The following is a 12,472-nucleotide window of genomic DNA, read 5'->3' on the forward strand; positions in this document are numbered from 1 at the left end:
GACCTATGGGAGCGGGCTTGCCCGCGAATGGGCGCTACTGAATCAGGCCTGACGCTGGTGCTTGTCGATTTGCTCGTGACGTTCTTGAGCTTCGATGCAGTACTTGGTGGTCGGGCTGATCAGCAGGCGTTTCAGGCCGATCGCCTCGCCGCTGTCGTCGCACCAGCCGAACGTGTCGTCGCCGATACGTTCCAGCGCTCTTTCCAGCTGAGGCAGCATGCGCTGATCACGATCAATGGCGTTGACCAGCCAGGTGCGCTCTTCTTCGACCGAAGCCGCGTCAGCCGGGTCAGCCGGGGTATCCAGGCTTTCAATGGCGATGCGGTTCTGTTCGATGCGCTCGTGGGTTTCCACTTTCATGGCTTGCAACAGCTCGGTGAAAAAAGCCTGTTGCTCGGCATTCATGTAGTCGTCCGCCGGCATGGCCAGCAACTTTTCCTTTGTCATTGATTTCTCTATAAAAAATACGTGCATTAAGGCGAATCAGGGAGCTTTCCGGTCGACCTGCAAGGCCTCGGAAAGGCGCCATACATTCCAAGCGCCACCCGGCACTCAATTTACGAGGGGCGGCAGTCTAAGGCCGACTTGCGGCCTCAGCAACTGAAAAGACAGGGAATTTGTCCGACAAAGCCCTTAAATTGCTCTATGGCAAGCTTTGAGGCGGTTATCGGAGTGCGTTTATAGCAAGAAATTCAATCGAGCGGCTGTATATAGAAGACAAACGGCTACGCCACGCTTGCGTGCGTGGCGTAATTCACCGCAAAAAGTACCTTTAGAACACGGTTTCGACCTTTATCCCGCCGATCACCGCCGAATCGACTTCACGCACACCACCGGGGTAACGCACGTATTGCAGGTTCGGTCGTACCGTCAGCCAGTTGGTGACATGAAAGCCGTAATACACCTCGGAACTGTATTCGCTGTGCTGCAGCGGGATACTTGCCGGGTCGTTGTAGTCGGTCGCACCATTGACCTGATTCTGCAATTGCGCGCGCTCACGGTAGTCGCTGTTGGTGTGAACCCGCGCAACACCAAAGCCGATCGCATCCTTGGGCCGTGAATCGAACAGTCCGGTGTAAACCATCCCCGCTTGAATGAAGTTGTCGACCTGGTTGGTGTCCTTATCGTGCAGCGTCAGGTTGGCGAACAGCGACAGACCTCGGCTGGCATCGCCGTTATGGCTGGTAATCTGTTGTTGAGCCACCAGCCAGTAGCCGGACTTGCTGGTGTGAGACTTGAACCCGTCGCCGGTTAGCGGTTGCGGCTGGCCGTTGACGTCCTTCAGCACGTCGTTGGCGCTCGCTGTGCTGTAGTAATAGCCGACCCGGTATTCGCCCGGCAGCCCCTGGACTTTCGGCGACCAGACCAGTTCTACCGGAAAAATCGTGCCCTTGGTACCGCTGCCATCGAGCTTGAAACCGTTGCCGACTTCCAGGTTCGATGGATTCTGGTTGTAGGCGCCGACCTGCACGAACACTTCAGGATTGAGGCTGTATTTGACCCGCCCGGCCAACTGGCTGACGGGCCAGTTGAACCAAATGCTGCCGGCCCAGTTACCGACCTGGGAGCCACAGAAGGTCAAACTCTGGAAGTCGCACGGGAAGCTGTTGAAGTCTTCACCGGGGCCAAAACGACCGACCTTGATGTCCAGCGCACCGTCGTCAAGAAAACCCTTGCTCAACCATAATTGGGTCAGGCGCCAGGTCTGGCCACGGCCGTAGACCTCCTGGGACGAGGTGTAGCCACCGACTCGCGGATCGGTAATCCGGTCGTTGGTCAGGCTGCGACCATCGCGCTCGGTGATCGCCATTTTGAAGGTTGCGTGCTCGATGCCCATGGCCTTTTGCAGATCGACCTTGAGGCCGAACACGAACTGCTCGGTCCAGCGTGCGGTCTTGTCGTCGTTGTAGCCGCCCTTCAGGTTGCTGGCAAATTCACCGCCGTGCTCCAGTTGAATGTCGTAACCCTTTTCCAGCCACTCGGTGCGCAAGCCTCCCCAATCACCGGTCAGCCATTTCGAATCGGCCGAGAAGGCATCCGCTGCCAGACTCTGTCCCGCGCCGCCCATGGCCGCCAGCAGCAGGCACGGGGAAAGGTACAACGTTGATTTTCTTACGCCCATGGCAAAGCTCACCTTCATTATTGTTGTTAAGGTTTTTTCAGTGCGAGATGTGGGTATTGCGAAGTACAACCTTTGGACGCCGGACCTGTGGGAGCGAGCTTGCTCGCGATGCAAGCGCTGCGGTTTTCCTGGAACACCGCGGTGATGCTATCGCGAGCAAGCTCGCTCCCACACAAGCATTGCTCCCATGGGGGGCAGTTCAGCGCTTGAGTTTGCGCTTGTTGCGGTATTGGTCGATGACCACCGCGACCACGATGATCAGGCCTTTGATGATGTCCTGGATGTAGGCATCGACGCCGACAAAGGTGAAGCCGCTGGCCATCACCCCGAGGATCAGTGCACCAATCACCGTGCCGGTAATGCGCCCCACGCCGCCCGCCAGGCTGGTACCGCCGATCACCGCTGCGGCAATCGCGTCCAGTTCATAGGACATGCCCATCCCGGCCTGCCCCGTTGCAGCACGGGCCGACGCCACCACGCCCGCCAGTCCCGCCAACAACCCGGCGATGCTGTAGACGATCACCAGATGGCGTTTGACGTTGATCCCGGAGGTGCGCGCCGCCTGCATGTTGCCGCCGATGGCGTAGGTGTACTTACCGTACTTGGTGTAGCGCAGCGCGATGTGGAAGATCACCGCCACCACTAGAAAAATGATCACCGGCATCGCGCCGTGACCGATGGCCGTGTAGGAATCCGAAAGCATGCTCACCGGCTGCCCTTCGGTGTAAAAACGCGCCAGACCACGGGCCGAGACCATCATGCCCAAGGTGGCAATGAACGGCGGAATCCCGGTGATGGCAATGATGCTGCCGTTGATTGCCCCCGCCAGCAGCCCGACCCCGAGCCCGGCAATCACCGGAATCCACACTGGCAAGTCAGTCAGCGACGGAAACACCGCCCGAGCGAAATCCGAGGTCTGCGCAAGACTCGCGGCGATCATCGCCGACAAGGCCAGCACCGAGCCCGACGACAGGTCGATGCCGGTAGTGATGATTACCTGGGTCACGCCAATCGCCAGCAGGCCGATGATCGACACTTGCAGGATCATCAAGACCAGCCGCTGGGAGTTCATCAAAAAGCTCTGGTCACGCACAATCCAGCCGAACACTTCAAAGACCAGACCGATGCCGATCAGCACCAGGAAGATGCTCAGCTCGGTCGGCAAGCGCCGGCGACTCTTGACCGGTGCCGTTGCAGGCTTGTTTTCCAGTATCGCGTTCATAACCACTCACCCTTCTATCGCGTTGCCGGACTCGGACAAAACCGCGGCCAGCCTCAATTCGTTGAAAAACTAGTGAACCGCGGTCATTCCGGAGGCCAGTTGCATGACCCGCTCCTGAGTCGCCTCGCTGCGGTCGAGCGTACCCATCAGGTCGCCCTCGTGCATAACCATTACCCGGTCGCTCATGCCGAGCACTTCCGGCAGCTCCGAAGAAATCATGATCACCGCCATGCCTTCGCTGGCGAGGCAGGAAATCAGTCGGTAAATCTCGGCTTTGGCGCCGACATCAATGCCACGGGTCGGCTCGTCGAGAATCAGGATTCGCGGATTGGTCATCAGCCAACGGGCGAGCAAGGCTTTTTGCTGGTTGCCGCCGGACAAGGTGTCGATGCACTGCTCCAGCGACGGGGTTTTCACCCGCAGCTTCTTGCACATGTCTTCGCACAAGGCGCGCAAGGCTTTCTGCTGGATGAAGCCGTTGCCGACGTAATGCGGCAGCACCGCCATTTCCATGTTTTCCAGCACCGACAGGCACGGGAACAGGCCGCTGAGCTTGCGATCCTCGGTGAGTAACGCAAAGCCCTTCTCGATGGCCATGTGCGGGTCGCTGATGCGCACCGGTTGGCCGTCGAGACGGATTTCACCGCCATCGCTTGGGGTGACACCGAAAATCGCTTCGGCGACATTGGTCCGGCCTGAGCCCATCAGCCCGGCGATGCCAAGGATCTCGCCGGCGTGCAGGTCGAAGGAAACACCCTGAAAGACGCCGTCCAGGCGCAGGTCACGTACCGACATCAACAGATCGCCTATCGGCTTCTCGCGCACCGGGAACAACTGGCTCAATTCACGACCGACCATCATCGAGATCAGGCTGTCACCGTCCATGCTGTCGGCCCGTTGCAGGCCGATGTAGGCACCGTCACGGAATACCGCGACTTCGTCGGCGATGCTGAACACCTCATTCATTTTGTGGGTGATGTAGATGATGCCCTTACCCTGCGCCTTGAGGTCGGCAATGATCGAGAACAGGTGGGCGACTTCCTTGTCGGTGATCGCCGACGTCGGTTCGTCCATGATCAGGATGTCCGAGTCGTAGGACACGGCTTTAGCGATCTCGACCATCTGCCGTTCAGCGATGCTCAGGTTGCCGACGTGTTCTTCCGGGTCAAGGTTGATCCGCAGCCGCTCGAGCAATTGTGCGGTGCAGCGGTGCATTTCCCGGTGGTCGATCATGTGGAAGCCGTTGAGCTGCTCGCGGCCGATCCAGATGTTCTCGGCGATGCTCATGTGCGGCATCAGGTTAAGTTCCTGATGGATCATCGCGATCCCGGCCTGCAAGGCTGCCAGCGGTGTATCAAACGTTACCGGTTTACCGCGCAGACGCAGCTCACCGGCGTCCGGCTGATAGATGCCGGCAATGATTTTCATCAGGGTGGATTTGCCGGCACCGTTCTCGCCCATCAAGGCCAGCACCGAACCCGGACGCACCCGCAGCTGGACATCGGACAAGGCCACCACACCGGGAAAACCCTTGCTGACGTTGATGATCTCCAGCAGGTACGGCTCATCGACAGGTACGACGTTTGGCTGGATACCCACCAACGGGGTGCTCGAAGCAGTCGCTGAAGCGAACATGATCAGGTACTCCATCAGCAAGGTTGGCAGTGCCACCTTGCGTGCTTATTGTTGTTATCGAACGGACTGATTATTTGAACTGGTCAACGTTTTCCGGGGTAATCAAGCGATACGGCACCCACACCGCCTGCTCGACCGCCTCGTTCTTGGCCATCTTCACGGCCGCGTCGATGGAACCGACCGCCTGACCCTTGGCGTCCTGGAACACCGAGACCGCCAGATCGCCTTTCTTCACGGCGCGCAGGCCGTCAGGGGTGCCGTCGACACCGGCGATCAATACACTACCCTTTTCCACCCCGGCCTGTTTCAAGGCCATCGCGGCACCGATGGCCATCTCATCGTTATTGGACACGATGGCGTCGAATTTGCGGCCCTGGGTCAGCCAGTCGTTGACCAGGGTCATGCCTTTGTCGCGTGACCAGGTACCGGTCTGCTCCTGGTCGATCTTGATGCCCGGGTATTTGGCCAACACCTCTTTGACGCCTTTGGTGCGGTTGGTGGTGGAGTTATTGGCGAGGTCGCCCAGCAGAATCACGATGTCACCCTTGCCTTTCATTTTTTCAGCGAGGTACTGCATCTGCATCTGGCCGGCCTCCAGGTCATTGGAGGCCACGGTAATCACGCCTTTGGGCAGGTTCAGATCATCCGGGCGGCGGTTGACGTAGACCAGCGGAATCCCGGCCTTGACCGCCGCCTCGGTGATTTTTTTGGTCGCGGCGGTATCCACCGGATTAACCACGATGGCGTCGACTTTCTGGCTGATGAAGCTTTCGACCTGGCTCAGCTGCTTGACCACGTCGCTGCGAGCGTCTTCAAACTGCAGTTTGACGCCATCGGGCATGGACTTGGCTTGCTTGTCCATGGATTCGCGCAGGTAAGTCAGCCAGGTGTCATCGAATTGCGACATGCTCACGCCAATCTTCATATCAGCGAACGCTGCGCCGCTGGCAAGCATCAGGGACAGGGCAAGTGAGGTGAAACGGATCTTGGTCTTCATGAAAAGTCTTTCTCCACATTCTTGTTGGTTTTATGGATAAGGCGCAGGACGAATTCAGTGAGTGGGCAAGCGAACGATCGGCGCGCCGGGAATGCAGCACACCAGGGCACCCCTGTGTTCGACACAGAGGAATCGGGAAAAGGAAAGGAAACTGGCGCGAAGCAGCGCGGACGGTGAGACTCGCAGAGCAGAGCTGAAGGTTTTCATCGACGGTACCTATCGTTGTTTCTTGTTTTTGTTTCGCCCTCCCCGCACTCAAGGCTGGCTTGAGGTCGATCGGGACGTTGATAGTCGGCAACCTGGAAATGACTTTATTGGAATTTAATTTCCACATCAACTCATTTTAGAATTTTATTCTGTTTTTATTCCATGACCGCACGCAGGCTTCATTTCAACCACCTGACGGCGTTCGAAACTCAGCCGTGCGGCGTCTAGAATGCGGGTGGTCGCCAGTGCATCACGGGCCTCGACCGGCAGTGGGCCAGCGCTTTGCAACGCGGTTTGTAGCTGTAAATAGAACTGATTCCAGCAACCACGCTCAGACGGAATCCGCTCGCGCTCCTCAAAGTGCTCGAACCAACCCCAACGTCGATGCTCTTCAACGCCCCAGCGATCACCTTCGGATAGTGGCGTCAGCCCGGCCAGCGCCAAGGCCTCCTGCCCATCCAGACCGTCGACGCTGTAAGTCCCTTCTGTGCCGTTGACCCGAAATCGCGGCGCCGGATTGTTTTGCAGGCAACTGCCGCTCAAGTGCGAAATCACGCCGTTGGCATGGGTCAGCGAGAGGAAAAACCCGTTGTCGAAAAGCTGGCCTTCATTGAGGTAATCCAGCTCGGCGTAAACCCGCGTCACCGGCCCGAACAGTTGCAGTGCCTGATCCACCAGATGGCTGCCCAGATCACGCAGGAATCCGCCACCGCTGCCCTTGCCCACTGACTGCGGTGAATAGCGCTCTATGCTGGATTCAAAGCGCGTGACCTGGCCCAACGCTCCGGACTCGACAAGTTTGCGTACCGTGAGGAAGTCCGAATCCCAGCGGCGGTTCTGATAGACGCTCAGCGCAACCTTGTGACGTTCGGCAGCGGTTACCAGCGCTTCGGCCTGCTGCGCGTCGGCGGCGAAGGGTTTGTCGCAGACCACGGCCACCCCGTGTTCAATGGCTTCGAGCACCAGCGCCGCCCGTCCTTCCAGCGTGGTGGAAATCACCAGTACATCGACCCCGGCTTCCACCAATTGACCAATGCTGTCGAAGGCCGGGACACCCGGGTATTCAGCCGCCAATAGATGACGGCGCTCGGGGGAACGCGTCACCACCCCAACGAAAGTCGCCGCTGGCAAGCTGCTGATCAGCGGCGCATGGAAAAACCGGCCGCCATGGCCGTAACCGACAAGTCCGATTCGCATCATTGAATTCCTTTGGTTAACACAATCCGTAGGAGCAAGGCTTGCCCGCGATTGGGACACCGCAGTTCGTCAGGCAAACCACGTCATCGTTCATCGCGGGCAAGCCTTGCTCCTACAGGAAATCGGGGCCTATTTGCACAACTCGCGGGAGACGCGCTCCAGCATCATTCGGTTGGACTCGTCCGGGCGATCTTCCCAGGCGAATACCGAGACTGTAGCAATACCGTCGAACTTGATCTCGCGCAGGGTGCTGAAGAACGCCTCCCAGTCGACCTCGCCCTGACCGATGTCCAGATGCTGGTGCACGGTGGCCGTAACGCCCGGCGGATTGACGATGTAGCGCAGCCCCGACGAGGCCTTGTGGTTGTAGGTGTCGGCGATGATCAAGTGACTCAGCTTGGAGCCTGCGTACTTGAGCATCGAGGCGATGTCGCCTTTGCCGTCGTCGTAGAAAAAGGTGTGCGGCGCCGCATAGAGGTAGTTGATCCAGTCGCGGTCCAGACCCCGAATGATGTCGACCGACTCGTTATTGCGCTCGCAGAAGTCATAGGGGTGCGCCTGGATATCGAGTTTGATGCCTTCGCGTTCGAACTCGGGAATCAACTCATCCATGGAACGCATGAACTGGTTTTCGCAGACCAGCGGGTTATCCGACTGGCCGGTGAACTCGGTGTTGACCAGCTCGCAGTCCATTTCGACAGCGATATGGATCGCACGCTTCCAGTTACGCACTGCGGCCACCCGCAAACCTTCATCGGCGGCGGCCCAGTGGTACATCGGGAGCAAGGACGAGAGTTTCACCCCGGTGTCGCTCAGGGCTTTGCGAAATTCCTTGATCCGCGCCTTGTCGACGCGCGGGGCCTTGTAGAACGGCAAAAAATCTTCCCGGGGTGAGAGTTCGATGTGTTCGTAACCAAGCTCGGCGACTTTGTCGACCATCTTGCCCAGGGACAGCGTGCGGTACATGTAGGGGTCTAGTGCGATGCGCATGACTTACTCTCCTGAACCAGGGACTCAGCCCTGATATCAATCCTGTGGGAGCGGGCTTGCTCGCGAAGACGGCGGTACATTCAACATTGATGTGACTGTCAGACCGCGTTCGCGAGCAAGCCCGCTCCCACATTCGATGATGGTTAGCCGTAGAAGTGTGGGCGGTCTGGTAGGCCGACTTTTACGATCTGACCGCTGTTCTGCGCTTCAATGCACGCATCCGCCGCCACCGCTGCCGCAAAACCATCCCACGCCGACGGCCCGCCAACCTGCCCGGCGCGCACGCCATCGATGAAGGCCTGCAACTCAACATCGTAGGCGGCGATGAAACGGTCTTTCCAGTCCATCAGAATCGCATTCGACAGCTTGGCCCCGCTACGCATCTGCACCTGCGACGGCTCCGGCAGTTTGGCGATGCCGGTCTCGCCGACCACTTCGCACTGGATGTCGTAGCCGTACTGGCAGTTAACGAATACTTCGACGTCGATCCGCGTGCCCTTGGCGGTTTCCAGCAGAACGATTTGTGGGTCTTTCAAATGGGCGTGGGCTTTGCTGGTCTTGCGCGGGAACACCACTTGCACCGAGACGTAGTCATCGGCGAGCAACCAGCGCAACACGTCCAGTTCATGGATCAGCGTGTCGGTGATCGCCATGTCGGTCTTGTAGTTCTCACCCACGGTCGGATTGCGATGAGCGCAATGCAGCATCAGTGGCTCGCCGATCTGGCCGCTGTCGATCACCGCTTTCAAGGCTTGATAACCCTGGTCGTAAGGACGCATGAAGCCGACCTGCACCAGACGTTTGCCGTGGGCCACTTCAGCCTCGACGATCTTGCGGCAACCCTCAGCGGTGACCGCCAACGGCTTCTCGCAGAACACCGGTTTGCCCGCCGCAATCGCCGCCAGCACGAATTCTTCGTGGCTCGGCCCCCAGGAGGTGACCAGAATCGCTTCGACTTCCGGCGCCTTGATCAGCGCGTGACCGTCCGGGTACACCTCGGCGGTCAGTTTCAGGTCGGCAACCACCTTGGCTGCCTGCTGCAAATTAATGTCGGTGACCGCCACCACCTGGCTGTTGAGCAGGGTCTGGCTGCAACGACGGATGTGATCCTGACCGATAGCGCCGGTACCGATGACGCCTAGCTTTAAAGACATGGAAAGACTCCCGTTGGAATGCTTGTTGTTGTTCGTTGCAAAGCAATCAGTACTGACGGGCCTTGGCCAGTCGTTCATTAAGAGTTTTGGCCACCGCATCGGTGCGGGCGCTGGTTGAGACTTGCGCCACGCCCACCCGCCACCAGGACAGGTATTTGTGGATCATGGTCTTGGGCAGCACCTTGATGTCGATCAGCGTCGAAACGCTCTGCAACCGCGCATCGGCCAGCGCCGCTTGCAGTTGCTCGACGGTATTCACCTTGTAGGTCTTACAGCCGTAAGCCGCCGCACTCATGGCAAAGTCCACCGGGACAAAACCGCCATCGAGCTTGCCGGTCTCAGGATTACGGAAGCGGAACTCGGTGCCGAAGCTGTCCATGCCGTGTTCCATCTGCAAGTTGTTGATGCAGCCGAAGGTCATGTTGTCGAGCAGGATCACGTTGATCTTGCGCAGCTCCTGAATCGAGGTGGCCAGCTCCGAATGCAGCATCATGTAAGAGCCGTCGCCCACCAGCGCATAGACCTCACGCGCCGGTTCCGCGAGTTTCACCCCGAGCGCGGCATTGACCTCGTAGCCCATGCAGGAATAACCGTACTCAACGTGGTAGGTGTTCACGCCCTTGCTGCGCCAGCTGCGCTGCAAGTCGCCGGGCAAGCTGCCGGCAGCGGCAACAATCACCGCGTCGTCGGCCAGGGTTTCATTCAACACACCGAGCACACGGCTTTGGGTCAGGCAGGAACCGGTCAGCTCGATGAATTCGCGCAGTACCGCTGGGTCCATGTGGTCATTGATTTCCGGGACGAAATCCTCGGTTTGGTATTCGACCTGGTAGACCCGATCGACCTCTTCATCCAGTTGTGCCTTGGCCTGACGCGGTTGATCGCCCCAACTGGATCGGTAATCGGCCAGCGCTTCAGACAATGCTTGCAAACCGGACTTGGCGTCGACCAGCAACTGCACGCCATCGAGTTTCAGCGCATCGCAAGGGCTGATGTTCAGGTTGAGAAACTTCACTTCGGGATGCTGAAACAGCCATTTCGACGATGTGGTGAAGTCCGAGTAGCGGGTGCCGATCCCGATGATCAGATCGGCTTCCTTGGCCAACAGATTCGCCGCCAGACAACCGGTTTCGCCAATCCCACCGACGTTCAGCGGATGGCTTGAAACCACCGCACTCTTGCCGGCCTGAGTCTCGGCGAACGGAATGTCGAAACGCTCGGCAAACGCCTGCAACGCCGCATTGGCTCCCGAATATTTGACCCCGCCACCGCAGATGATCAGCGGCTTGCGCTTGCCTTTGAGCAATGCCACGGCGTCGCCGAGCATGGCTTCGGTGGCCGGACGACGGTCGATGCGGTGCACGCGTTTTTGCAGGAAGTAATCAGGGTAATCGTAGGCTTCAGCCTGCACATCTTGCGGCAAGGCCAGCGTCACCGCGCCGGTTTCCGCCGGATCGGTGAGCACGCGCATGGCGTGGATCGCCGCGCTCATCAATTGTTCGGGGCGGTTGATGCGGTCCCAGTATTTGCTCACCGCTTTGAAGGCGTCGTTGGTGCTGATGCTCAGGTCGTGGAACTGCTCGATCTGTTGCAGCACCGGGTCCGGTTGGCGACTGGCGTAGACATCGCCGGGCAACAGCAGCAAGGGAATGCGGTTGGCGGTGGCCGTCGCCGCAGCGGTCAGCATGTTCGCTGCGCCGGGACCGACCGATGAAGTGCAGGCGTAGATCTTGCGCCGCAGATTCTGTTTGGCAAAACCGATGGCCGCGTGGGCCATGCCCTGTTCGTTGCGGCCTTGATGGACGATCAGGTCGCCGCTGTCCTGCTCTAGCGCCTGGCCGAGGCCGAGTACATTGCCGTGGCCGAAAATGGTGAAGATCCCGGCGACGAATTTGCTTTGAACCCCATCGACCTCGACGTATTGGTTATCGAGGAATTTCACCAGGGCCTGGGCCATGGTCAGTCGTGTTGTGGTCATGTCCACTCCTTTTATGTGGATGCACACTATCTCTGTAGGAGCAAGGCTTGCCCGCGATCAAGGCGCCTCGGTGTTTCTGATACACCGCGTCATCGTTCATCGCGGGCAAGCCTTGCTCCTACGGGGGGCTAGTCAGCTCAGGGATTTTTGCAGGTGATCCATGCTCGCGCCGATCGCCTGCCGGATATCCGCCAGCCCATGCACGCTGTCGGCAAACGGTTCGAACGACAGGTAACCGGTATAGCCGGTGCTGAGCAAGGTATCGATCTGCGCCGCGTTGCCGAGGATGTCGCCCTCGCCCACCAGTACCCGATGGCCGTCGCGAATGGTCGCTAACGGCGCTTGCGCGTCCTCGACACCGGAGATGTGCACCAGCCCGGTCAGCTCAGGGAAAAACTCATGCTCACTGGCCAGATGATGGTGAAAGGTGTCATGCACCAGACGGAATACATCCAGCCCGCCAATAGACTTGATCGCGTCCACTGCCGTGCGTTTGCGCCGCAGTGAACACTCTTCGAAACCCAGCGGTTCGATGAAACCGAGAATCCCGTACTCACGCAGAATCGGCGCCAGTTCGCTCAATGCGGTACGCAGGCCAGCGCTGCGCTCAGCTTCGGAGCGTGGATCGGCACGATCATTCAGCGGGCACATCACCAACCCTTGCGCACCGCAATCACGGGCATAGGCGGCGAGTTTCAGGGTTTGCGCACGGCGCTCGTCGTTCCACACATCGAACGGGTACAACGCATTGATCGACAGCACACTGATCCCGTTGGCCCGACACAACTGACGCACGCGCTCGGGCGGCGTGCCGTCTTCGATCTCGATGCCCTTGAGGTCGTTGCGGATCTCGATGGCATCGGCTTTCAGGGCCACCGCCAGTTCAATGAATTCAGGCAGTGACAAACGTGGGGCAACCATACGGTTCAGGGCGAAACGCAGGGGCTGGCTCATTATTCTTGTTCTCCGC

At 58.9% G+C, this 12,472-nt stretch carries 10 protein-coding genes; all 10 read right to left on the reverse strand.

Annotated elements, in window-relative coordinates; all coding sequences use genetic code 11:
- Window positions 1–42: 42 nt before the first annotated feature.
- Window positions 43–447 (reverse strand): TraR/DksA family transcriptional regulator, encoded by a 405-nt coding sequence (locus ACIPIN_RS05620; RefSeq protein ID WP_401116421.1) that lies wholly within the window; start codon window positions 445–447, stop codon window positions 43–45.
- 325 nt (window positions 448–772) lie between these two features.
- The gene (locus ACIPIN_RS05625) at window positions 773–2,122 is read right to left on the reverse strand and encodes a carbohydrate porin (protein WP_401116424.1); all 1,350 of its coding nucleotides are present in this window, start codon (window positions 2,120–2,122) and stop codon (window positions 773–775) included.
- Window positions 2,123–2,321: 199 nt separating this feature from the next.
- Window positions 2,322–3,344, reverse strand: coding sequence for an ABC transporter permease (locus tag ACIPIN_RS05630; RefSeq protein WP_401116427.1), 1,023 nt, complete (start codon window positions 3,342–3,344; stop codon window positions 2,322–2,324).
- Between the two features lie 69 nt (window positions 3,345–3,413).
- On the reverse strand, window positions 3,414–4,979 hold the full coding sequence (locus ACIPIN_RS05635; protein WP_401116430.1) for a sugar ABC transporter ATP-binding protein: 1,566 nt from the start codon (window positions 4,977–4,979) through the stop codon (window positions 3,414–3,416).
- 70 nt (window positions 4,980–5,049) lie between these two features.
- The gene (locus ACIPIN_RS05640; RefSeq protein WP_401116433.1) at window positions 5,050–5,976 is read right to left on the reverse strand and encodes a sugar ABC transporter substrate-binding protein; all 927 of its coding nucleotides are present in this window, start codon (window positions 5,974–5,976) and stop codon (window positions 5,050–5,052) included.
- 351 nt (window positions 5,977–6,327) lie between these two features.
- Complete coding sequence (locus tag ACIPIN_RS05645; RefSeq protein ID WP_401116436.1) at window positions 6,328–7,380, reverse strand: Gfo/Idh/MocA family protein; 1,053 nt, start codon at window positions 7,378–7,380, stop codon at window positions 6,328–6,330.
- A 129-nt stretch (window positions 7,381–7,509) separates the two neighbouring features.
- The gene (locus ACIPIN_RS05650; protein ID WP_401116439.1) at window positions 7,510–8,370 is read right to left on the reverse strand and encodes a sugar phosphate isomerase/epimerase family protein; all 861 of its coding nucleotides are present in this window, start codon (window positions 8,368–8,370) and stop codon (window positions 7,510–7,512) included.
- A gap of 143 nt (window positions 8,371–8,513) precedes the next feature.
- The gene (locus ACIPIN_RS05655) at window positions 8,514–9,524 is read right to left on the reverse strand and encodes a Gfo/Idh/MocA family protein (RefSeq protein ID WP_401116440.1); all 1,011 of its coding nucleotides are present in this window, start codon (window positions 9,522–9,524) and stop codon (window positions 8,514–8,516) included.
- Between the two features lie 46 nt (window positions 9,525–9,570).
- Entirely contained in the window at window positions 9,571–11,502 is a 1,932-nt protein-coding gene (gene iolD, locus ACIPIN_RS05660; RefSeq protein WP_401116442.1) for a 3D-(3,5/4)-trihydroxycyclohexane-1,2-dione acylhydrolase (decyclizing), read from the reverse strand.
- 132 nt (window positions 11,503–11,634) lie between these two features.
- Entirely contained in the window at window positions 11,635–12,456 is an 822-nt protein-coding gene (locus ACIPIN_RS05665) for a TIM barrel protein (RefSeq protein WP_401116444.1), read from the reverse strand.
- Between the last annotated feature and the right edge of the window lie 16 nt (window positions 12,457–12,472).

This window comes from Pseudomonas sp. NPDC087697, assembly GCF_044743155.1.
Taxonomy (GTDB): Bacteria; Pseudomonadota; Gammaproteobacteria; order Pseudomonadales; family Pseudomonadaceae; genus Aquipseudomonas.